This window comes from Constrictibacter sp. MBR-5 (genome assembly GCF_040549485.1).
Lineage (GTDB): Bacteria > Pseudomonadota > Alphaproteobacteria > JAJUGE01 > JAJUGE01 > Constrictibacter.
In genome coordinates this window covers 250,621-271,737 of sequence record NZ_JBEPTK010000002.1, presented here as the reverse complement: position 1 = coordinate 271,737, position 21,117 = coordinate 250,621, and the positions used below count along the sequence as shown (strand labels likewise).

Genomic DNA, 21,117 nt, shown 5'->3' with positions numbered 1-21,117 from the left:
CGCTCCGGCTTTCCGAGGCGTCTACAGCGCGGCCTCGGTCACGTCGATGACGCCCGGCAGCGCACGCAAGGTGGCCGAGACGGAAGGCGACACCGAGTAGGTCCCCGGCAGCTCGAGTTCGACTTCGCGGCCGTCGTCGATACCGACGACGACGACCACCTTGCCGCGGCCGCGCCGCGACGGCTCGAGAAGTGCCTTCAACCGCTCGATCGGACGGGGATCGTGCAGGGCGATCCGCAGGCCGGCGGCGCTGTTGGCCGCCATCCGATCCAGATCCTCGACCTTCTGCACGCCGACACGCAGCGTTTCGCCGTCGACCTTCGCCTCGACCGTGCACAGGATCGGCTTCCCGGCCTCGAGAATCTCGCGCGACGCGCTCAGGACCTCGGAGAACATCGACATCTCGACGATGCCGCTGCTGTCGGAAAGCTGGATGAAGGCGTAGCGCGAGCCGCGCTGCGACATCTTTTCGGTCTTGGCGACGACGGTGCCGCCGACCAGAAGCCGTGCCGTGCCGGCGCCGACCCGGCGCTGCAACTCGGAAATCGGTACCGCTCCCGCCCGTTCCAGAACCGTACGATAGGCATCGACCGGGTGCGCTGACAGGTAGAAACCGATGGCATCGAGCTCGTACTGGAGCTTCTCCGTCTCGCTCCAGCGGTCGACCTCGGGCAGGCGCGGCACCTCCGGCCCCGACGCGCCGCCGAACAGGCTGACCTGCTGCGAGGCGCGCTCGTCCGCTGCGGCTACGGCATAGCGAACCACCGTGTCGATCGCCGCGACCACGCCGGCGCGATGCATGCCGAAACAGTCGAAGGCGCCGGCGCGCGCCAGATTCTCCAGCTGACGCTTGTTCAGCAAACTCATGTCCAGGCGGCGGGCGAAGTCGAACAGGTCCTTGAACGGCCCGTTCCTGCCGCGCTCCGCGACGATCGCCGCCATCGCCTGGCGACCGACATTCTTGATCGCGGCCAGCGCATGGCGCACCGCCTTGCCGCCCTCCGGCAGATCCTCGACCGTAAAGAGATCGCCGGAGCGGTTGATGTCCGGCGGCAGCAGGTCGAGGCCGAAGCGCTTCAGGTCCTGCCGGTAGGCGTTCAGCTTGTCCGTATTGTGCATGTCGTAGGTCATGGTCGCCGCCATGAACTCGACCGTGTGGTTCGCCTTCAGGTAGGCCGTGTGATAGGCGACCAGCGCATAGGCCGCCGCATGCGACTTGTTGAAGCCGTAGCCGGCGAACTTGTCGACGAGGTCGAAGATCTCCGAGGCCTTCTTCTCCTCGACCCCGCGCGCCTTGGCGCCGTCGACGAAGGCGACGCGCTGCGCGGCCATCTCCGCCTTGATCTTCTTGCCCATCGCCCGGCGGAGCAGGTCGGCGGCGCCCAGGCTGTAGCCCGACAGCTCCTGGGCGATCTGCATCACCTGTTCCTGATAGATGATGATCCCGTAGGTCTCCTTCAGGATCGGCTCGAGCGTCGGGTAGAGATAGTCGGGCTCCTCCAGCCCATGCTTGCGGTTGATGTAGCTCGGGATGTTCTCCATCGGACCGGGCCGGTAAAGCGCCACGACCGCGATGATGTCCTCGATCCGGTTGGGGCGCAGGCGCTTCAGCATGTCGCGCATGCCCGCACCTTCGAGCTGGAACACCGCCACCGTGTGCCCGCGGCCCAGCAGCTCGTAGCTGGCCGCGTCGTCGAGCGGCAGCGTCTCCAGCTCGATAGGCAGGCCGCGCTCGTGCAGCAGGCGGACCGCATGCTGCAGCACCGTCAGCGTCTTCAGGCCGAGGAAGTCGAACTTCACCAGCCCGGCCGTCTCGACATACTTCATGTTGAACTGGGTGACCGGCATGTCCGACTTCGGATCGCGGTAGAGCGGCACCAGTTCCTGGAGCGGCCGGTCGCCGATGACGATGCCGGCGGCGTGTGTCGAGGCGTGCCTGTACAGCCCCTCCAGCTTCAGCGCGATGTCGATCAGGCGCTTCACCGCCTCGTCCTTGCGCCGCATCTCCTGGAGCTGCGGCTCGCCGTCGATCGCCTGCTGCAGCGTCACCGGGTTGGCCGGGTTGTTCGGCACCAGCTTGCAGATGCGGTCGGTCTGTCCGTAGGGCATCCCGAGCACGCGGCCGACGTCGCGCAGCACCGCCCGCGCCTGGAGCTTACCGAAGGTGATGATCTGGGCGACCTTGTCGTGGCCGTACTTGTCCTGGACGTAGCGGATCACCTCGTCGCGCCGGTCCTGGCAGAAGTCGATGTCGAAGTCGGGCATCGACACGCGTTCCGGGTTCAGGAACCGCTCGAACAGCAGGCCAAAGCGCAGCGGATCCAGGTCGGTGATGGTCAGCGCCCAGGCGACGACCGAGCCCGCGCCGGAGCCGCGGCCGGGTCCGACGGGAATGTCCCTGTCCTTCGCCCACTTGATGAAGTCGGAGACGATCAGGAAGTAGCCAGGGAAGCCCATATTCTCGATGACCTGGGCCTCGTAGGCCAGGCGCTCGCGGTAGGGCTTCGCGACCGCTTCGCGCTCCTGGGCGCTCATCTCCGCCGTGAACACGTGGGTTTCGAGCCGCTGATCGAGCCCCGCCTGGGCCTGGGCGATCAGCTCCTCCGCCTCGGTACGGCCGGCGACGGTCGGGAAATTGGGCAGGATCGGCTTGTGCGGCAGCGGCATGAACGCGCAGCGCCGCGCGATCACCAGCGTGTTTTCCACCGCCTCCGGCAGGTCGGCGAACAGCGTCCGCATCTCGGCCGCCGACTTGAAGCGATGATCCGGCGTGAGGCGTGGGCGGTTCTCCTCCTCGACCCGCCGCCCCTGCGCGATGCACATCAGCGCGTCGTGCGCCTCGAACATTCCGGCATCGGCGAAGTGCACGTCGTTCGTCGCCACCAGCGGCAGGTCGTGCCTGTAGGCGAGATCGACCAAGCCGGCCTCGATCGCGTCCTGCTCGCGCATCCCGTGGCGCATGAGTTCGACGTAGAGCCGCCCCGGAAACAGCGCCGCCAGCCGCAGCAGAGCCTCCTCCGCCGCCGGGCCCTGGTTCTCCAGCAACAGGCGCCCCACGGTACCGGCGGGACCGCCGGTCAGGGCGATCACGCCGTCGGTCGCCCCGTCGAGCGCGTCCCAGCCGACCTGCGCCGGCTCGCCGCCCTGGGTCTCCAGGAACGCCTTGCTGACCAGCGCCATCAGGTTGCGGTAGCCGCGCTCACTCTGTGCGATCAGCAGCAACTGGTCCGGGTCGGCCTGCTGGAGCTGGCCGTTGCGCCCGGTCTGCACCGGCCGCCGCAGGCCCAGAATGGTGCCCACGATCGGCTGTACGCCGGCCTTGGAGGCGGCCAGTGCGAATTCCAGGGCGCCGAACAGGTTGCCCGTGTCGCTGATACCGACGGCAGGCATGGCGTGCTTGCGGCAGAGCTCGACCAGCTCGCCGATCCGGACCGCGCCCTGGGAGAGGGAGTAAGCCGTGTGGAGCCGGAGGTGGACGAACTCGGCGTGAGGCATCAGGCAAATTCCGGAACTGCGGCGCCGGCCGAAGATCGCACGAACGGCGGCGTTCTGTCAGCCGAACCGGCCCAAGAACTGGCGGTCGGCCGCGGATTTACTCACAGCATCTTGTGGACAGTGTACCCCAGCGCGCTGGAAAGCCTACGCGACCGGCCGCTCCGGCAGATAGCGGATCAGGTCGTCGGCGCGCATGACCTCGCAGTAGATGCGGTTGATGATGCGCAGTTCCTGGTCGTGCAGGTCCATCGTTCCCGCGGCGCAGGCGTCCTCGATCACGATCACCTCGAAGCTCTCGTCGGCGAGGCTGCGGACCGTCGACGACACGCACTGGTCGGTGAAGACGCCGACGGCGACGACGTGGGTGATGCCGATGTTGGTCAGCAGGAGGCGGAGGTTGGTACCGGTCAGCGCCGAGTCGGTCGTCTTGGTCACGACAATCTCGTCGGCACGCGGCGCCAGCGCCGGCACGACCTGCGATTCATGGGCGTCGCGTGGCAGCAGGATATTATTCCACCCCGGCTTCTTCTGGCTGAGCGACCGGTCGGCACCGTCCGGCAGGCGCGCGGCGATTCGCGCGAACATGACGTGGTTGCCGTCGGCGCGGAACCGCTCGATCAGTCGGGCGATCGTCGGCACGACGACCTCGTCCATCCGCCGGTGGAACGGCTGCCACGCCTCCTGCCGCGCCCGCTCGGCGGGCGCCAACGTCGCCGGGTCGGGTCTGTCGAGATAGGCGTTCTGGACGTCGATCACGAGCAGCGCGACCTTGCCCGGCAGCAGCACAGGGTCCGGCGCCTCGGGCGCGCCTTCGTAATAGAAGCTGCGCCAGCCCGTCTTCCAGGATGGGCGCTCCGGGGCTGGGATTTCTCGGGATGCCGGCTGGTCGGACGAGGACGTCATCGGCTGCACTTCCGTCTCCGGTACGGCTGCCGATCATCCCCGCTGGCGTCGGCTTGTCAAATCGCGCCTGCGCCCGCAGCGCGTCAGCCCTCGGCGTTGCCGGCGCGACGGACCACCGGCTCGCCCAGCCCTCCGCGCCCGAGCCAAGTGAACGGCCGCATGAGGAAGTAGAGCGGGAAGAGGGCATCCGGCAACGGGAAGCGCGTCCAGTCGTTCGGCGCATAAAGCGACCTGAGCGCATGGCGCGTGCGGTAGCTCCAGTCCGGCCGGAGATGAAAGCTGCTCCACCAGAAATGCGGCGACAGGCGGCGCATGTCGTCCTCGACCATGGCCCGGCAGGCGACCGCGGTCAGCCTGCGTCCCGCCGGATCGGCTTCGGCGTACGCCTCGATATCCGGCGGGACCGGAGCATCGAGGACGTCCCGCGCCAGCAGGAAGGCCGATCCCAATACCGATTGGAGGCCTTCCGCCACCGCCATATCCCAGCCGGCCCGAATGGCCGCATCGTCCCAGCGCCGCAGGATCGCCGCGATGTCGATCAGCCATTTCAGCCTGAACCAGGCATGGCCGGCGCCGTGGCAGGCGAGGTAGAGCAGCAGCGTCTCCGGCGGCAGCACGGGCACTGCGCCGTTTCCGATGCGCACCGGGGTTCTGAGCTTCCATGCCGCCTTCACGTCGAAGTCGAACAAGTTGTCGGCGTTCAGTTGCCAGTGCAGTTCCACCGGCGCCCCGCGATTCAGGGAGCGGAACGTGCTGTGGCGCTCGATGCTGCGAAAGGCCCGCCGCTGGCGCGGCGTGAAATGGGCCTCCTGGTCGGTAGGCTCGTAGCGCAGGGCGCGCAGCACGGCAGTGGCCGCGTCGACCGCGTCTGGGTCGACGACGATGTCGATGTCCTTCGACTGGCGCACGGTGGCGCTGTCGAACAGTAGCAGGCCGAGCGGCGGCCCCTTCACCGTGAAGAATGGAATGGCGGCAGCCTCGAGCGCCTGCGACAGGCGTTCGGTCTCGGCGGTCTGCGACAATGCGCGGAGACTGGCGGCACGCTCCGTGCGGGTCAGCGCCTCGCGGATCGCCGCCGGAACGAAGGTCCAGTCGGCCCGCCGCAATGCGACTGCGACCGCGACATCGACGCGATGCCGGCCGGCCGCGGCCAGGACGGCCGGCCAGTCTTCGGCGACATGCGGCAGCGCACGCCGGACGGGCGCCACCGGGCCGCCCGCCGCACAGGCGAGACACGTCGCGACGAACCGCAATGCCGGCGGCAGATCGGCCCTTGGCACCGGCCACTTCATCCACTGTCCCGAAACCGTTGCAGCCCGCCCGCGCCGGCCTCGCCGCCCTTGTAGAGAAACCGCCGGCACCACTCAACGGGGCAAAGCCTCACCGCCGAAACGACGAAAGGGCGCCCCGTCCGGGACGCCCTTCTCGCGAAGACAGACCATAGCGGGAGGAGCGTCGCCGCCGCTCCCGCCGTGCGCAGATCAGACGCTGTAGTACATCTTGTACTCGATCGGATGCGGCGAGGTCTCGAAGGCGAGGACTTCCTCGTACTTCAGTTCGATATAGGCATCGATCTGATCCTTGCCGAAGACGTCGCCCTTCATCAGGAACTCGTGGTCGGCTTCGAGTGCGACCAGCGCCTCGCGGAGCGAGCCGCAGACGGTCGGGATGTCCTTCAGCTCCTCGGGCGGCAGGTCGTAGAGATTCTTGTCCATCGGGTCGCCCGGATGGATCTTGTTCTCGATGCCGTCGAGGCCCGCCATCAGCATGGCCGAGTAGGCGAGATAGGGATTCGCCGCCGGATCCGGGAACCGGACCTCGACGCGCTTGCCCTTCGGGCTGGAGACGTAGGGGATGCGGCAGGACGCCGAGCGGTTGCGGCTGGAATAGGCCAGCAGCACCGGCGCCTCGTAGCCCGGGACGAGCCGCTTGTAGCTGTTCGTCGACGGGTTGGTGAAGGCGTTCAGCGCCTTGGCGTGCTTGATGATGCCGCCGATGTAGAACAGCGCCGTCTCGGACAGATCTGCATAGCCGGTGCCCGCGAACAGCGGCTTGCCGTCCTTCCAGATCGACTGGTGGCAGTGCATCCCGGAGCCGTTGTCGCCGAAGATCGGCTTGGGCATGAAGGTCGCGGTCTTGCCGTACTGATGGGCGACCATGTGGATGCCGTACTTGTAGATCTGCATCCAGTCGGCCGCGCCGAGGAGCGTGTTGAACTTCACGCCGAGCTCGTGCTGGGAGGGCGCCACCTCGTGGTGATGCTTCTCCATGGCGAGACCCATCTGCGACAGGACCTGCACCATCTCGGCGCGCATGTCGTGGGCGGAGTCGATCGGCGGAACCGGGAAGTAGCCGCCCTTGATCGCCGGCCGGTGCGCGTAGTTGCCCGTCTCGAAGGCCTTGCCGGTGACGTACGGACCTTCGATCGAGTCGACCTCGTAGAAGCAGTGGTTCATGTCGACCTTGAAGCGGACGTCGTCGAAGACGAAGAACTCAGCTTCCGGGCCGAAGAACACCGTGTCGCCGATGCCCGACGACTTCACCCACGCCTCGGCCTTCTTCGCCGTGGAACGCGGGTCGCGGCTGTAGAACTGGCCGGTGGACGGCTCGGTGATGTCGCAGAAGATGATCATCATCGGATCCGCGCAGAACGGATCCATGACCGCCGTCGAGATGTCGGGCGACAGGATCATGTCCGACTCGTTGATCGCCTTCCAGCCGGCGATCGACGAACCGTCGAACATCAGGCCGTCGGTCAGCATGTCCTCGTCGACGGTCTCGTGCCACTGCGTGGTGTGCTGCCACTTGCCGCGCGGGTCGGTGAAGCGGAAGTCGACGTGCTTCACGTCGTTGTCTTTCAGGTACTTCATGACGTCCGCGGGCGTCTTGAACTTCAGTGACATCCCCTCGCTCCTCTGCGGGTAATTGGGTGTGCGTTGTGTGATCGGCCGGAATCAGACGGCGTCGCCGCCGGTCTCTCCGGTCCGGATGCGGATGACGTCGTCGACCGTGGAGACGAAGATCTTGCCGTCGCCGATGCGGCCGGTGCGGGCCGCCTGCATGATCGCCTCGATCGCACGTTCGACCATGCCGTCTTCCATGACGACCTCGATCTTCACCTTCGGCAGGAAGTCCACGACATACTCCGCGCCGCGGTAGAGTTCGGTGTGCCCCTTCTGCCGGCCGAAGCCCTTGGCCTCCGTCACGGTCAGGCCCTTGATGCCGACCTCGTGCAGAGCGTCCTTAACGTCGTCGAGTTTGAACGGCTTGATGATCGCTTCGATCTTTTTCATGACTGCCCGTCGATCCCCGGATGTCGCACAGAGTGCACGTCATCCAGCCAGCGTGAAGCACGCCCCGTGCCAACCAACCGCGCGGTGTATCCCGCGGCGCACGGAGCAGGCGGCGGCGCCCATTGCGCACATTCTAGAACATTGCACAAAATTTGGCGCCCGATGTTTAGGCAATCAGAGAACCGCGCCGATCCGGCGGATCGCCTCGCTGATCTGCTCGGCCGAGGCGGCATAGGAGAAGCGGACGAAGCCTTCGCCCTGTGCGCCGAAGCTGGTGCCGGCGACCGTGGCGACGCCCGCCTCCTCCAGCATCCGCTTCTGGAGATCGCGCGCCGTCATGCCCGTGCCTTCGATGTTCGGGAAGGCATAGAAGGCGCCGCCGGGATCGACGCAGCGGAAGCCCGGCAGCTGATTTAGCGCCGGGACGATCAGCCTGCGCCGCTCGTCGAAGGCCGCCACCATCCGGTCCACGGCATCTTGAGGGCCGTTCAGTGCGGCGATGCCTGCGAACTGGGCGGCCGTGCTGACGCAGGAATGGCAGTTCACCGCCAGCCGCTCGGCCTGGCGCACGATGCTCTTCGGCCACACGCCATAGCCCAGGCGCCAGCCGGTCATCGCATAGGTCTTGCTCCAGCCGTCGAGCAGGATCAGGCGGTCGCGGATCGATTCGTAACCGAGCAGGCTGACATGCTCGCGCCCGCCATAGGTCATGCGGCCATAGATCTCGTCGCTCATCACCGCGACGTGTGGGTGCCGGTCCAGGCCGGCGACCAGCTTGTCGATCTCGGCCTTCGGCGTGACGCCGCCGGTCGGGTTGGCGGGGCTGTTCACGATCAGCAGGCGCGTCGCCGGCGTGATCTGCGCCAGCACCTCGTCGGCGTCGAACGCGAACCCGTTCTCCTCGCGCAGCCGCATCGGCACACCCTTGGCACCGGAGTAGCGGATGACCGACTCGTAGATCGGGAATCCCGGGTTCGGGTAGATGATCTCCGCCCCTGGCTCGCCGAACATCAGGATGGCGAAGAACATCGTCACCTTGCCGCCGGGCACGATCAGGATGTCCGCGGGATCGACTGCGACCTTGCGGCGCAGCAGGATGTCCGCCGCCACCGCCTCGCGCAGGGCCGGGATGCCGTTCGCCGGCGTGTAGCCGTGATGGCCGTCGCGCAGCGCCTTCACCGCCGCCTCGACGATGTGCTCGGGCGTCTTGAAGTCCGGCTGGCCGATGCCGAGATTGATGATGTCTTTGCCTTCGGCCGCCAGCGCCGCGGCTCGGGCCAGGACCTCGAAAGCGGTCTCCGTGCCCAGGCGGGACAGGTTTTCGGCGAGGCGCAGGTCGGCCATGAGGGCTTCTCCCTAATCGTTTTCTGGCCCCTATATGCCGGATAGAGCCTTCGGCCGCAAAGGGCATGCTTGACGAAACCCGCCCCGGGTGGCACCTAGTGCGCCGCTTCGAGCGATGGTGTCCATAGCTCAGTTGGTTAGAGCGCCGGGTTGTGGTCCCGGAGGCCGTCGGTTCAAATCCGTCTGGACACCCCATCCCTTCCTTTCCGGTCAACGCTGCGCCGCCCCGACCGGGGCGTCGAAAGGGTCACTGCCATGTCCGACGCTTCCGAGGGTTCCCCTAAGCTCCTTCGGCCGCGCGACGCGTCGACCCTGATCATCGTGCGCAAGGGCAAGAACGGCGGCGAGGTCCTGATGGGCGAGCGCAGTGCCGCCCACGTCTTCGTGCCGGAGAACTTCGTGTTTCCGGGCGGCCGCGTCGACCGCTCCGACGCCTTCGTCCAGCCGGCTACGCCGCTGCGCCCGGAGGTGCTGGAGCGCCTGCAGAAGACCGCGACCCCACGCCGCGCCCTGGCGCTCGCCATGGCCGCCGTCCGCGAGACGTTCGAGGAAACGGGCCTGATCGTCGGCGGCCGGACCGAAGCCGCCGCGAAGCCCGGACGCGCCCCGAAGGGCTGGCAGCATTTCCTGTCGACCGGTATGGCCCCCGCCCTGGGCGGCCTGACCTACGTCGCCCGTGCCGTGACGCCGACCGGTCGGCCGCGCCGCTTCAACGCCCGCTTCTTCGTCGTCGACGCCGACGCGATCACCGGCGAGGAAACCGACTCCAGCGAATTGCTGAAGGTGCGGTGGTTCACCCTGCCCGAGGCGCGCAAGCTCAAGATCCGCCCGATCACCGAACTGGTGCTGGCGGAGATCGAAGCGCGCCTGGCGGAAGACTCCCTCCACGCTCCCGAACGCCCCGCGCCGGCCTTCACGGTCCGTCAGGGACGGCGTAACGTCGTCTACGAGTAGAAGTCGTCTCCGGGGAGATGGCGATGGCGCGGCCGTAGCCCTCAGAGACATGACGGACGACTGGGCATCTCTCCCACCGCAAGACGCGGGGTTCGCCGCCGACCTGGGCGATAAGCTCGATGCCGGCGTGCGCTCCGGCCTCCTGCGCCACCTCCACGCCGTTCTCGTCGCACGCTCCGGTCGCATCGTGCTCGAACGTTATTTCGCCGGGCAGGACGAGAGTTGGGGCCGTCCGCTCGGCCGCGTCGCCTTCGACGCCGCGACCCTGCACGACATCCGCTCCGTGACGAAGAGCGTCGTGGGACTGCTCTACGGCATCGCCCTGGATCGCGGCCTGGTCCCGCCGCCTGAGGCGCCCCTGCTCGCATCCTTTCCCGACCTCGCCGATCTCGCCACCGATCCGCGGCGGTCGCGCCTGACGGTGGCGCATGCGCTCACCATGACCATGGGCCTCGCCTGGGACGAGCAGCGCCCCTACACCGACCCGCTGAACAGCGAGATCGCGATGGAAGCGGCGCCCGACCGCACGCGCTTCGCCCTCGACCGGCCGATCGTCGCCGCGCCCGGCCTGCGCTGGATCTATTCTGGCGGTGCGGTCGCACTGCTCGGATCGCTTATCGCCAGAGGTGCCGGGACCATCCTGCCCGACTTCGCCCGCGCGGCGCTGTTCGAGCCTATGGGCATCCGAACCTTCGAGTGGGCGCGCGGCCGCGACGGCATCGCGTCGGCCGCCTCGGGCCTGCGGCTGCGGCCGCGCGATCTCCTGCGGCTGGGCCGGATGGTTCTGGACGGCGGGCGCTGGAACGGCCGCGCCATCGTCCCGGCCGACTGGATCGCGGCCTCGCGAACGCCGGCGGTTCCGACGGGCGACGGACTGCACTACAGCCGGCTCTGGTACATCGGCGACGCGCCCGTACCCGCCTTTGCCGGTCCGCAAGCATGGATGGCCGGTTTCGGCAACGGCGGCCAACGGCTGTGGGTGATGCCCGGGGCCGACCTGACGGTGGTGACGCTGTCGGGCCGCTACAATGCGCCGGATGCCGCCGTCACCCCGACGCGGGTCTGGCGCGAGATCGTCCTGGCGAACCTGGACCGGCCGTGAGGCTACAGGCGGCTCCGGCTATCGGGCGTGCTCCAGAATGTTGAGCAGGCGACCGAAGGGATCGCGAACGAAGAAGCGGCGTACGCCCCAGGGTTCGTCGGCCGGACCGTATTCGACCGCGATGCCGCGGGCGCGTACCACGGCATATACGCCGTCGACGTCGTCGACCTCGATCGACAGATCCGGAACGGGCGCTCCGGAGCCACCCTCGGTGGCGATGCTGACCTGCGGTCGGGCCGAGCCGTCTGTCGCAAACGTCTGCAGCCAGCCATGGTCCATGACCAGCCGAAGCCCGAGGACCCCTTCGTAGAAATCGCGTGCCGGCGCGATATCGGCGACGGCGATGTTCGCCACGATCCGCTTCACCGTCATGGCCTCCCTGCCCTCCTTATGCCGGCGCGGACGGCGGGGTCGACCAGTTCGGGCCGACGCCCGGCCAGCCGATCGGCATGCCAGCGGCGACGGCGGCCGCCTCTTCGCCGCCGGTCGCGTCCCAGAGGCTGCCGGTGAACCGGCGGCCGTTCACCCTGTCGGCGGCGGACGAGCAGAGCCAGCGCACCGGCGGCACCATGACCTCGGGCCGCAGCAGGGCGGATCGGTCCAGACCGTTCTCGGCCGTCACCATGCCCGTGTCGGTCGGCCCGCCGGGCACCACGACGTTCACCGTGACCCCGCTGCCCTCCAGCTCCTGCGCCCAGATCGACGAGAGCGATTCCAGGGCCGCCTTCGAACAGCCGTAGGGGACATAGCCGGGCCTCAACATGGTGCCGAGCGTCGTCGTCACGTTGATGACCCGCCCCCAGCCCTGGCGGCGCAGATGCGGCATGGCGGCCCGCGTCAGGTGGAAGGCGCCGTCGACGTTCACCCGGAAGAAGCGCCGCCAGTCGTCGGCCGACACGTCGGTAAAGCTGTCGATCCGTCGGCGGTAGTAGTCCGGCCTGATCGTGCCGATGCCGACGCCGGCATTGTTGATCACGACATCGATCCGGCCGAACCGCTCGCAGGTCGCCGCGACCGCCCGGCGGCATTCCGCCTCGTCGCCGATGTCGCCGGAAAGGGCCAGTGTACGGTCGGCGCCGATGGACCCGGCCAACGCCGCGACGGCGGGATGTCGCAGATCGTGGAGGGCGAGACGCGCCCCGACTTCGGCCAGACCGCGGGCCATAGCCGATCCCAACCCGCCACCGGCGCCGGAGATCAGCACCACACGTCCATCGATCTGCCGGGCCATCGTGTTCCTCCATCGTTTTGCACGACGCTACGCCGAAGCGCGACGGAGGGAAACGGACGGTCAGCCGGGCTGGGATCCCTCCGGGGCGAGATTCCGTCCGGCCGCCCAACGCGCATGGCCGGCTGCGCGCAATTCGCAGGCCGGGCAACTGCCGCAGCCATAGCCCCAGGCGTGAAGCTGGCTGCGGTCGCCGCGATAGCAGGAATGCGTCTCCTGCACGACGAGATCGACGAGCGCGCTTCCGCCGATGTCTTCGGCCATGTCCCACGTGCCCGCCTTGTCGATCCACATCAGCGGCGTGTGCAGGACGAAGCGGCTGTCGGTGCCCAGGTTGATCGCGACCTGCAGCGCCTTGAGCGTGTCGTCGCGGCAGTCGGGATAGCCGGAATAGTCGGTCTCGCACATGCCGCCCACCATGTGGCGCAGGCCGCGGCGATAGGCGACGGCGGCGGCGAAGGTGAAGAACAGCAGGTTCCGCGCCGGCACGAAGGTCGTCGGCAGGCCGCTCTCGGCGAAACGGATCTCGGCATCGCCGGTAAGCGCGGTGTCGCTGATCCGGCCGAGCACCCCCAGGTCGAGCAGATGGTCGTCGCCGAGCCGGCCGGCCCAACCGGAAAAGGCCCTGACCAGCCGCGCCCTAACGGCGGCGCGGCAGTCGAGTTCGACGCGGTGCCGCTGGCCGTAGTCGAAGCCGATCGTCTCGACCCGCTCGAACCGCTGCAGCGCCCAGGCGAGGCAGACCGTCGAATCCTGTCCTCCCGAGAAGAGCACGAGGGCCCTCTCCGCGTTCGGAACCGGACCCGCCATCGCCACCTCCCCGGCCTGAGCGATCAATTCTCCAGCATGCGGCGCAGCAGGTCGATGTCTTCGGACAGGCCGTTGTCGCCGGCCCGCAGCTCCTCGATCTTGCGCACCGCGTGCATCACGGTGGTGTGGTCGCGGCCGCCGAACTTGCGCCCGATCTCCGGCAGCGACCGCGAGGTCAGCTGCTTGGAGAGATACATCGCCACCTGCCGCGGCCGGGCGACGGCGCGGGCGCGGCGCGGCGAGTGCATGTCGGCGAGGCGGATATTGTAGTGCTCGGCGACCCGCTTCTGGATTTCCTCGATCGTCACCTTGCGGTCGTTCGCCCGCAGCACGTCGCGCAGGACCTCCTGCGCCGTATCGACCGAAATCGGCCGGCCGACCAGGTCGGCATGAGCGGTCAGGCGGAGCAGCGCCCCCTCGAGCTCGCGCACGTTGGAGGTGATCTTCGCCGCCAGGAACTCGAGCACCTGCACCGGCACCTTCGCGCCCATCTGGTCGGCCTTCGCCTCCAGGATCGAATGCCGCAGCTCATAGGTCGTCGGATGGATGTCGGCGACGAGGCCCCAGCCGAGCCGCGAGCGCATGCGCTCCTCCAGCCCCTCCAGGTCAGCCGGCGACTTGTCGGCCGAGATGACGATCTGGCGGTTCTGGTCGATCAGCGCGTTGAACGTGTGAAAAAATTCTTCCTGCGTGCTCTCCCGCCCGCAGATGAACTGGACGTCGTCCACCATCAGCACATGCACGGAGCGGAACTGCTCCTTGAAGGCCATCGTGTCGCGGAAGCGCACGGCGCGGATGAACTGGTACATGAATTTTTCGGCGGACAGGTAGACGACGCGCCTGTGCGGGTCGCGCTCGCGGATGTGCCACGCGATGGCGTGCATCAGGTGCGTCTTGCCCAGCCCCACGCCGCCGTAGAGGAACAGCGGATTGAACGGCGGGCGCTCCGCCTCCGCGGCCCGGCGGCACGCCGCATGGGCGAACTCGTTGGGCTTGCCCGAGACGAAATTGTCGAAGGTCAGCCGCTGGTCGAGCGGCGCGCTCAGCGTGTCGATCCAGTCGTCCTCGTTCTGGACGACACGGATCGACGGCCGCGCCGCGGCATGGCCGTTCGTTCCGGCGGGCGCCGCCGGCTCGCCGGCGGCACTGGCCTCGCCGTTGGCCTCGGCCGCGTGGGTCGCCTTCCGCGCCTCCTCTTCGGCGGCACGCTGCGCCATCGCGCTGATGACGACGAGGTCGATCTCCTGGACGCCGTCGTCTTCCTCGGTCCACAGGCATCTCAGCCTGTCGCCGTACTGCGCGCTGACCCGGTCGCGGAGGAATCGGGTGGGAACGCCGATCCGGACCGTTCCGGCATCGCAGCCGACGAACGTCATCGGCTTTATCCAGCTGCGGAAGACGCCGTCGCCGAACTCGGCGCGCAAACGCCCGCGCACGCGCGCCCACTGCGCGCTTCGAACTTCCGATCGCTCCATCTGTCTATTCCTGGACCCAGGGGAGGCCGCTGGCCTTCCATCCCTCGCGCGCGCCACGATGGCGCGTTTCATCCAGGCCGCCTTCGAACCCGCCGGCGACATTGTAGCATCGGCCGTAGCCTGCGGCCGTCATCGCGATCGCGGCGGCACGCGAACGCACGCCGGACCGGCAGAGAAAATACACCGGCACGTCCGGGGACGGCGCCACGGAACGAACCGCCTCCTCGAATTGCGGGTTGCGCTCCATCGTCGGATAGACCTGCCAGCTGACCGCGGCCACCTGCTTGCCGAGCGGAGACAGGTCGGGCAGACCGACGAACTGCCATTCCGGCCGCGTTCGCACGTCGACCAGAACGGCGCCGCTCTCCGCGCCCAGCCCCTGCCAGGCCTTCTCGGGTGACACGTCTCCCGCGTAGTCAGCCATGTTTTGCACCTCCCGCGCAGCGCCGGTTCCGGCGCGCAGACAAAGGGTGAGCGTCGCGGCGAAACGAAAGTTCCGCCGGCGGCTATCCCAAAGCGAATGGACTAAAGATCGCCATGCCGATGAGACGAGCGTGGATTCGGCTGAATCCAGGAAGTATTCCCAGCCGACAGCGTGTGCCCGGCTAGTGCTCCCGAAGTCTCAACGTGACTTTATTCTTTGTCATTTCCGTCTCCCCAACGGACGCCCGACTTTAATGCGGGTCGCGAGGGAGGGGCAATAGATCACTTCGTGAACACCGGCAAAATCTTCAAGCATCCAATGAAATCAAGGCATTACCAGAGAAACGAAAGCGCCGCGCCCAGGTGGGGCGCGGCGCTTCGGTAAGCCCTACCGGATGAGCGCCTCAGCTGCTGGCGCCCATCTCCTTGATTCGCTTGGAAAGCCGCGAGAGCTTACGCGCAACCATGTTCCGGTGGACGATGCCGCGCGACACGCCGCGCATCAGCTCCGGCTGGACTGCAGCGAAAGCTTCCTGTGCGGCGCCCTTGTCGGCGCCGGCGATAGCCGTCTCCACCCTCTTCATATAGGTGCGGATACGGCTGGTGCGGGAACGGTTGGCGATGGTCCGGCGCTCCGTCTGGCGGATGCGCTTTTTCGCCGACCTTGAATGGGCCATGAGTCAGATGCCTCGATCACAAAAGCGAGGCGTGGTGTATAGGTATGCCCGAGCGCGCAGTCAAGGATGGAGCGCGCCGGCATGCCCCGCGACGGCCGCACCGCGGCCTCGCGTCACCCCGCCGGTCAGCGCCAGGAACGTTCGTAGGCCAGGCGCTCCTGCTTCGTGGTGTCCTGTTCCTCGAAGGCACGATGAACCGAGGACGCGAGTTCGACCGCCGCCGTCCCGAACTCGCCGCGCGACGCCGCGTCGTAGGCGCTGTCGAACTTGCCGCTCATGCCCAGGGACAGGGCGGCGACGGTGAACATCATCGCGACGTAGTGCATGTCTCGTCTCCTCGTTCCGGCCGGGTTCATCAGCCGCGTCGAGACGAATATTGATCGAAAAATCTTAAACGAGAGTAAACAGGTCGAATTACTTAGATTTACATTTACGAATATTTTCGATAAAGACTGTTTTGATTATTGCTAAAATTGCGTATTTGGCAGACTGCACGAGCATCGCGGGGCTCTCCGCCGGCCGCGACGTCAGCCTGCCGCCGCCCCCACCCGCTTGTAGAACATCGTGGTCTCCGCCAACCGGCCGTCGGGCCGGAAGGCATGGTCGGGCACGCGGCCCACCTCGATCCAGCCGCAGCTGCGGTACAGCCTGTCGCCGGCACTGCCGCTCTCGGTGTCGAGCAGCAGCAGGGTCCGGCCGGCCGCCGCGGCGGCGGCCTCCACCGCGCTGAGGAGCCGGCGGCCGAGGCCGCGGCGGCGCGCCGACGAATGCACCAGCATCTTGCCCACGTCGGCCCGGTGCGGCGCGTTGGGCTGATGCGCATACATCAGCAGCGCCGTGCCGATCAGCCGGCCTTCGGCCTCGCCGACGTGGAGGTGCGTCATGCCTTCGGCGATCGACGGCAGCTGCCTCGCCCAGAAGGCGCGGCCTTCGTCGTGCGCGAACCCGGCCATGAAGTTGACCGACGCACCGTGCACCACCGCGTCCACCAGGATGTCGGCAAGCTCGCCGAGGCGCGCCTCGGCCTCCACGGCATTGAGGGTGCGGATGGTGATGTCGGACGAAAGAGTCATGGCCGCACGGCTCCATGGCTGATGACGACGGCATAGCGCACGGGCCGCCGCGTCGGATTGCGGAAAAGGACGGGACGGTCGAAGCGCATGAAAAGACAATCGCCGCTTTCCAGCCTGTAGGCGTCGGAACCGAGTTCCACCTCCAGCGCGCCGTCGAGCGCCCAGACGTGCTGGTCCGTGCCGGCGACGCGTCGGTTCTCGAAACCGACGCAGGCGCCCGGCGGAAGCTCTATCTCGGCGAGCTCCGCGGCGGAGCCGGTACCAGGCGGCGAGACGTTGCGCCGCACGTACCCCGAACCGGGATCCCGCCACACCTGCTGCTCCGCCCGCCTGACGAGCGGCCGGCCGGCCGCCTCCGCCGCCGCGAACAGGGCCGACAGCGTCACCCCGAGACCGCCGCAGATCCTGTTGAGCAGTTGCGCCGTGGGGCTCGACTCGCCCCGCTCGATCCGGGAGAGCATCGCCCGGCTCACCTCGGCGGCAGCCGAGAGCGCGTCGAGCGTCAGTCCGCGCTCCGCCCGCAGCGCCCGAATGCGCGCGCCCAGCCGGTCGTCGATGTCCAAGGCATCCATACTCATATCTGCATCATATATTCCACTATAATGGAATCAAGCCGGCGCCTGCGCCCCTTGTGGGAAACCCGTCATGGCCAGCGCAGCCGCGGCGGTGTAACCTGCCTCGCTCCCATCACATCTCCTCTCGCGGGTTCCCATGGCAGGCAGCGTCAACAAGGTCATTCTCGTCGGCAATCTCGGGCGCGATCCCGAGATCCGGCACCTGCAGAGCGGCGAGAAGGTCGCCCAGCTGAACCTCGCGACGTCGGAGAACTGGCGCGACAAGGCCTCCGGCGAGCGGCGCGAGCGGACGGAGTGGCACCGGGTGGTGATCTTCAACCCGAACCTCGCCGACATCGCCGAGCGCTTCCTGAAGAAGGGCTCCAAGGTTTATGTCGAAGGCCAGCTTCAGACCCGGAAGTGGCAGGACCAGTCGGGCGTCGAGAAGTTCACCACCGAGGTGGTGCTCTCCCGCTTCCGCGGCGAACTGACCATCCTCGACAGCCGCGCCGGCGGCCCTGGCGGCGCCGGCGAAGGCGGGTCCGGCTACGAGCCCGACCGTGGCGGATACAGTGGCGGCGGCGGTGGTGGCGGTGGTGGCTTCGGCGGCGAGTCCTCCTTCGGCGGCGGCAGCCGTCCCGCCAGCGGCCGCACGCCCCCGCCGGCCGACCTGGACGACGACATCCCGTTCTGAGCCGGGTGGCGTTCCGAGCCGGCACGGGTACCGCGCCGCCCCGGAGCGGCGTTTCCCGGAGGCGTGATATCTGCTACTAGACGCACCACCTTATTGTCCGGCGCTGCCGGGCCGGCCATGGTCGCCATCTGACGGGCCGTCGCGGCACCGACACCGAAACAATTGGGCCGGACTGCGGACCACGCCGCCCGTAACGGAGGCGACCGCAGCAGGGCCGGGACACAGAGCTTGAGCGAGACGCCCCCTACCCCCATCGATCCGCAGGACATCAAGCCGGTCACGATCGAGGAGGAGATGCAGCGCTCCTACCTCGATTACGCGATGAGCGTGATCGTGTCCCGCGCGCTGCCCGACGTCCGCGACGGTCTGAAGCCTGTACATCGCCGCATCCTCTACGCGATGCTGGAGGGCGGCTACGACTGGGCGAAGCCCTTCCGCAAGTCGGCCCGCGTCGTCGGCGACGTGATGGGCAAGTATCATCCGCACGGCGATTCGGCGATCTACGACGCCATGGTCCGCATGGCGCAGGATTTCTCCATGCGCCTGCCCCTGGTCACCGGCCAGGGCAATTTCGGCTCGATGGACGGCGACCGGCCGGCGGCCATGCGCTACACCGAGGCGCGCCTCGCGCGGTCCGCCGAGGCGTTGCTCGCCGGCATCGACGAGAACACCGTCGACTTCCAGCCGAACTACGACGAGTCCGAGAGCGAGCCGACGGTTCTTCCGGCGCAGTTCCCGAACCTGCTGGTCAACGGCGCCGGCGGCATCGCCGTCGGCATGGCGACGAACATCCCGCCGCACAATCTCGGCGAGGTGGTCGACGCCACGCTGGCCTATATTGACAACCCGGGCATCACGGTCGAGGAACTGCTGGAGATCGTGCCCGGCCCGGACTTCCCGACGGGCGGCATCATCGTCGGCCGCGGCGGCATCCGGCAGGCCTACGCGACCGGCCGCGGCAGCATCATGATGCGCGCCAAGACGGCGATCGAGACGATGGCGCGCGACCGCGAGGCGATCATCGTCACGGAGGTGCCGTATCAGGTCAACAAGGCCCGGATGGTCGAGCGCATCGCCGAAGTGGTGGCGCTGAAGCTGATCGACGGCATCTCGGAGCTGCGCGACGAGTCCGACCGGCACGGCATCCGCGTCGTGATCGAGCTGAAGCGCGACGCCCAGTCCGACGTGGTGCTGAACCAGCTCTACCGTTTCACGCCGCTGCAGACGAGCTTCGGCGTCAACGCCCTCGCCCTCAACGGCGGCCGCCCCGAGATGCTGCCGCTCCGCGACATGCTGGCGGCGTTCGTCGCCTTCCGCGAGGAGGTGATCACCCGACGCACCGTCTTCCGTCTCGGCAAGGCGCGGGCGCGGGCGCATACCCTGATCGGCCTCGCCGTCGCGGTCGCCAACCTGGACGAGGTGATCGCCACCATCCGGCGCGCCGGCGACCCCGCGGAGGCGCGTGCCGCCCTGACCGGCCGCAGCTGGCCCGCCCTCGACCTGGCGCCCCTGATCGCCCTGGTCGGCGAGCCTGGCGGCGCCTTCGACGGCAACGACTACACCATGTCCGAGGAGCAGGCCCGCGCCATCCTCGACCTGCGCCTGCACCGCCTCACCGGCCTCGAGCGCGAGAAGATCGCCCAGGACCTGAAGGAGACGGTCGACACGATCGAGGGCCTGCTCGAGATCCTCCGCTCGCGGGAAACGCTGTACAAGGTCCTGCGCGAGGAACTCGTGGCGGTTCGCGACCGCTTCGCCGATCCCCGCCGCACGGTCATCGAGGACGGCGACTTCAACCAGGACATCGAGGACCTTATCGCCTCGGAGGACATGGTCGTCACGGTCAGCCAGACCGGCTATGTGAAGCGCGTGCCGCTGTCGACCTACCGGGCCCAGCGCCGCGGCGGCAAGGGCCGCGCCGGCATGGCGACCCGCGAGGAGGATTTCGTCCGCCAGGTCTTCGTCGCCAACACGCATACGCCGATACTGTTCTTCTCCTCGAACGGCATCGCCTACAAGCTGAAGGTCTACCGCCTGCCGATCGGCACGCCGACGGCGCGCGGCAAGGCGATGGTGAACCTGCTGCCGCTCTCGCCCGGCGAGACGATCACCACCATCATGCCGATGCCGGAGGACGAGGAACGCTGGGGCGACTGGCACGTCATGTTCGCCACGGCGAACGGCAACGTTCGCCGCAACAAGCTCTCCGACTTCGTCAGCATCAACGTGAACGGCAAGATCGCGATGAAGCTCGACGAGGGCGACAGCCTCGTCGGCGTCGCGACCTGCAGCGAGGCGGACCACGTGCTGCTCGCCACGGCGAAAGCGCGCTGCATCCGCTTCCCCGTCGACGAGGTCCGGGTCTTCATGGGCCGCACGTCGAGCGGAATCCGGGGCATCGCCCTGGAAGAGGGCGACCGGGTGATCTCGATGACCATCCTGCAGTCGGCCGAATTCGCCCCCGAGGAGCGCGACGCCTTCATTCGGATGGCGGCGGCCCGCCGCCGCGCCGCCGATGCGCCGGAGGGCACGGCCGAGGGAGCGGTCGAGGCACCGGGCGAAGAGCCGGGCGAGGAGAGCGGCGCCCCGCTGCTGCTCACCGAAGAGCGCTATGCCGAGATGGCAGCGAGCGAAGACATCATCCTCACCATCGCCGCCAACGGCCTCGGCAAGCGGACGTCGGCGTACGATTACCGGGTGACGCGCCGCGGCGGGAAGGGCATCGTCCTGATGGACCTGGGCTCCGAGGACAACAGCGTCGCCGCCGCCTTCCCGGTCGGCGAGCGCGACGAACTCGTCCTGGTCACCAACGGCGGCCAGTTGATCCGCGTCGGCGTCGGCGACATCCGCATCGCCCGGCGCAGCACGCGCGGCGTGCGCATCTTCCATGTCGCCGAGGGCGAGAAGGTCGTGTCGGTCACGCGGCTCGCCGAGGACGCCGAGGCGGCGGCCGAGGATGCCGCGGCGGCCGCGGCGGCGGGCGAAGCCGCCGCCCCGACCCAGCTGCCGATGGACGGCGGGGCCGGCGAGGACGAGGCGCCGGAGAGCGGCGAAACCTGAGCACCGGCCGGCAACGGTCCGGGCGGAGAAGA

19 protein-coding genes and 1 tRNA gene are annotated in these 21,117 nt (G+C 68.1%); 5 read left to right on the top strand and 15 right to left on the bottom strand.

The window, feature by feature from the left end; all coding sequences use genetic code 11:
• Positions 1 to 21: 21 nt before the first annotated feature.
• The 6 genes from dnaE to ABIE65_RS05235 form a co-directional block, all read right to left on the bottom strand.
• The gene (gene dnaE, locus ABIE65_RS05260; protein WP_354076064.1) at positions 22 to 3,495 is read right to left on the bottom strand and encodes a DNA polymerase III subunit alpha; all 3,474 of its coding nucleotides are present in this window, start codon (positions 3,493 to 3,495) and stop codon (positions 22 to 24) included.
• 144 nt (positions 3,496 to 3,639) lie between these two features.
• On the bottom strand, positions 3,640 to 4,398 hold the full coding sequence (locus tag ABIE65_RS05255; protein ID WP_354076063.1) for a cysteine hydrolase family protein: 759 nt from the start codon (positions 4,396 to 4,398) through the stop codon (positions 3,640 to 3,642).
• Positions 4,399 to 4,481: 83 nt separating this feature from the next.
• Positions 4,482 to 5,678, bottom strand: coding sequence for a nucleotidyltransferase domain-containing protein (locus ABIE65_RS05250; protein WP_354076061.1), 1,197 nt, complete (start codon positions 5,676 to 5,678; stop codon positions 4,482 to 4,484).
• A 201-nt stretch (positions 5,679 to 5,879) separates the two neighbouring features.
• Entirely contained in the window at positions 5,880 to 7,268 is a 1,389-nt protein-coding gene (glnA, locus tag ABIE65_RS05245; RefSeq protein ID WP_502918514.1) for a type I glutamate--ammonia ligase, read from the bottom strand.
• 84 nt (positions 7,269 to 7,352) lie between these two features.
• On the bottom strand, positions 7,353 to 7,691 hold the full coding sequence (locus tag ABIE65_RS05240) for a P-II family nitrogen regulator (protein WP_354076059.1): 339 nt from the start codon (positions 7,689 to 7,691) through the stop codon (positions 7,353 to 7,355).
• Between the two features lie 174 nt (positions 7,692 to 7,865).
• Positions 7,866 to 9,035: a pyridoxal phosphate-dependent aminotransferase gene (locus ABIE65_RS05235; RefSeq protein ID WP_354076057.1), complete on the bottom strand. Its 1,170-nt coding sequence runs from the start codon at positions 9,033 to 9,035 to the stop codon at positions 7,866 to 7,868.
• 118 nt (positions 9,036 to 9,153) lie between these two features.
• On the opposite strand from ABIE65_RS05235, the gene ABIE65_RS05230 reads away from it, so the two are divergent.
• The 3 genes from ABIE65_RS05230 to ABIE65_RS05220 all read left to right on the top strand — a co-directional run bounded on the left by ABIE65_RS05230 (position 9,154) and on the right by ABIE65_RS05220 (position 11,091).
• Positions 9,154 to 9,230 (top strand) — tRNA-His (locus ABIE65_RS05230).
• A gap of 60 nt (positions 9,231 to 9,290) precedes the next feature.
• Positions 9,291 to 9,989, top strand: a complete 699-nt coding sequence (locus ABIE65_RS05225) for an NUDIX hydrolase (protein ID WP_354076056.1) — start codon at positions 9,291 to 9,293, stop codon at positions 9,987 to 9,989.
• Positions 9,990 to 10,038: 49 nt separating this feature from the next.
• A complete protein-coding gene (locus tag ABIE65_RS05220; RefSeq protein WP_354076055.1) occupies positions 10,039 to 11,091 on the top strand; it encodes a serine hydrolase domain-containing protein in 1,053 nt (350 codons plus the stop codon).
• Between the two features lie 18 nt (positions 11,092 to 11,109).
• Here the strand turns inward: ABIE65_RS05220 and ABIE65_RS05215 are convergent, their stop codons facing one another.
• From ABIE65_RS05215 to ABIE65_RS05175, 9 genes are all read right to left on the bottom strand, one after another.
• Positions 11,110 to 11,463 (bottom strand): VOC family protein, encoded by a 354-nt coding sequence (locus ABIE65_RS05215; RefSeq protein ID WP_354076054.1) that lies wholly within the window; start codon positions 11,461 to 11,463, stop codon positions 11,110 to 11,112.
• A gap of 16 nt (positions 11,464 to 11,479) precedes the next feature.
• Positions 11,480 to 12,322, bottom strand: a complete 843-nt coding sequence (locus tag ABIE65_RS05210) for an SDR family NAD(P)-dependent oxidoreductase (protein WP_354076053.1) — start codon at positions 12,320 to 12,322, stop codon at positions 11,480 to 11,482.
• Positions 12,323 to 12,382: 60 nt separating this feature from the next.
• Entirely contained in the window at positions 12,383 to 13,129 is a 747-nt protein-coding gene (queC, locus tag ABIE65_RS05205; RefSeq protein WP_354076051.1) for a 7-cyano-7-deazaguanine synthase QueC, read from the bottom strand.
• A 23-nt stretch (positions 13,130 to 13,152) separates the two neighbouring features.
• On the bottom strand, positions 13,153 to 14,604 hold the full coding sequence (gene dnaA, locus ABIE65_RS05200) for a chromosomal replication initiator protein DnaA (RefSeq protein WP_354076050.1): 1,452 nt from the start codon (positions 14,602 to 14,604) through the stop codon (positions 13,153 to 13,155).
• Positions 14,605 to 14,608: 4 nt separating this feature from the next.
• Positions 14,609 to 15,028 (bottom strand): rhodanese-like domain-containing protein, encoded by a 420-nt coding sequence (locus ABIE65_RS05195; RefSeq protein ID WP_354076049.1) that lies wholly within the window; start codon positions 15,026 to 15,028, stop codon positions 14,609 to 14,611.
• A 403-nt stretch (positions 15,029 to 15,431) separates the two neighbouring features.
• Positions 15,432 to 15,704: a 30S ribosomal protein S20 gene (gene rpsT, locus ABIE65_RS05190; protein WP_354076047.1), complete on the bottom strand. Its 273-nt coding sequence runs from the start codon at positions 15,702 to 15,704 to the stop codon at positions 15,432 to 15,434.
• A 125-nt stretch (positions 15,705 to 15,829) separates the two neighbouring features.
• Entirely contained in the window at positions 15,830 to 16,030 is a 201-nt protein-coding gene (locus ABIE65_RS05185; protein WP_354076046.1) for a hypothetical protein, read from the bottom strand.
• A gap of 201 nt (positions 16,031 to 16,231) precedes the next feature.
• A complete protein-coding gene (locus ABIE65_RS05180) occupies positions 16,232 to 16,777 on the bottom strand; it encodes a GNAT family N-acetyltransferase (RefSeq protein WP_354076045.1) in 546 nt (181 codons plus the stop codon).
• Positions 16,774 to 17,349 carry a helix-turn-helix domain-containing protein gene (locus ABIE65_RS05175; protein WP_354076044.1) on the bottom strand — a complete coding sequence of 192 codons (576 nt, stop codon included), beginning with the start codon at positions 17,347 to 17,349 and terminating at the stop codon, positions 16,774 to 16,776. The genes ABIE65_RS05180 and ABIE65_RS05175 overlap by 4 nt, the downstream gene beginning before the upstream one ends.
• 139 nt (positions 17,350 to 17,488) lie before the next feature.
• Here ABIE65_RS05175 and ssb point away from each other — a divergent pair, with 139 nt between their 5' ends.
• Both ssb and gyrA read left to right on the top strand, forming a co-directional pair.
• Positions 17,489 to 18,025, top strand: a complete 537-nt coding sequence (gene ssb / locus ABIE65_RS05170) for a single-stranded DNA-binding protein (protein WP_354076043.1) — start codon at positions 17,489 to 17,491, stop codon at positions 18,023 to 18,025.
• A 294-nt stretch (positions 18,026 to 18,319) separates the two neighbouring features.
• Complete coding sequence (gene gyrA, locus ABIE65_RS05165) at positions 18,320 to 21,085, top strand: DNA gyrase subunit A (RefSeq protein ID WP_502918513.1); 2,766 nt, start codon at positions 18,320 to 18,322, stop codon at positions 21,083 to 21,085.
• Positions 21,086 to 21,117: the final 32 nt, after the last annotated feature.

Excerpts from the sequence above, each read along its gene's own strand:
- dnaE (WP_354076064.1), bottom strand. The coding sequence starts at position 3,495 with ATGCCTCACGCCGAGTTCGTCCACCTCCGGCTCCACACGGCTTACTCC.
- ABIE65_RS05255 (WP_354076063.1), bottom strand. The coding sequence starts at position 4,398 with ATGACGTCCTCGTCCGACCAGCCGGCATCCCGAGAAATCCCAGCCCCG.
- glnA (WP_502918514.1), bottom strand. The coding sequence starts at position 7,268 with ATGAAGTACCTGAAAGACAACGACGTGAAGCACGTCGACTTCCGCTTC.
- ABIE65_RS05240 (WP_354076059.1), bottom strand. The coding sequence starts at position 7,691 with ATGAAAAAGATCGAAGCGATCATCAAGCCGTTCAAACTCGACGACGTT.
- ABIE65_RS05235 (WP_354076057.1), bottom strand. The coding sequence starts at position 9,035 with ATGGCCGACCTGCGCCTCGCCGAAAACCTGTCCCGCCTGGGCACGGAG.
- ABIE65_RS05225 (WP_354076056.1), top strand. The coding sequence starts at position 9,291 with ATGTCCGACGCTTCCGAGGGTTCCCCTAAGCTCCTTCGGCCGCGCGAC.
- ABIE65_RS05220 (WP_354076055.1), top strand. The coding sequence starts at position 10,039 with ATGACGGACGACTGGGCATCTCTCCCACCGCAAGACGCGGGGTTCGCC.
- ABIE65_RS05215 (WP_354076054.1), bottom strand. The coding sequence starts at position 11,463 with ATGACGGTGAAGCGGATCGTGGCGAACATCGCCGTCGCCGATATCGCG.
- ABIE65_RS05210 (WP_354076053.1), bottom strand. The coding sequence starts at position 12,322 with ATGGCCCGGCAGATCGATGGACGTGTGGTGCTGATCTCCGGCGCCGGT.
- queC (WP_354076051.1), bottom strand. The coding sequence starts at position 13,129 with ATGGCGGGTCCGGTTCCGAACGCGGAGAGGGCCCTCGTGCTCTTCTCG.
- dnaA (WP_354076050.1), bottom strand. The coding sequence starts at position 14,604 with ATGGAGCGATCGGAAGTTCGAAGCGCGCAGTGGGCGCGCGTGCGCGGG.
- ABIE65_RS05195 (WP_354076049.1), bottom strand. The coding sequence starts at position 15,028 with ATGGCTGACTACGCGGGAGACGTGTCACCCGAGAAGGCCTGGCAGGGG.
- rpsT (WP_354076047.1), bottom strand. The coding sequence starts at position 15,704 with ATGGCCCATTCAAGGTCGGCGAAAAAGCGCATCCGCCAGACGGAGCGC.
- ABIE65_RS05185 (WP_354076046.1), bottom strand. The coding sequence starts at position 16,030 with ATGCACTACGTCGCGATGATGTTCACCGTCGCCGCCCTGTCCCTGGGC.
- ABIE65_RS05180 (WP_354076045.1), bottom strand. The coding sequence starts at position 16,777 with ATGACTCTTTCGTCCGACATCACCATCCGCACCCTCAATGCCGTGGAG.
- ABIE65_RS05175 (WP_354076044.1), bottom strand. The coding sequence starts at position 17,349 with ATGGATGCCTTGGACATCGACGACCGGCTGGGCGCGCGCATTCGGGCG.
- ssb (WP_354076043.1), top strand. The coding sequence starts at position 17,489 with ATGGCAGGCAGCGTCAACAAGGTCATTCTCGTCGGCAATCTCGGGCGC.
- gyrA (WP_502918513.1), top strand. The coding sequence starts at position 18,320 with ATGCAGCGCTCCTACCTCGATTACGCGATGAGCGTGATCGTGTCCCGC.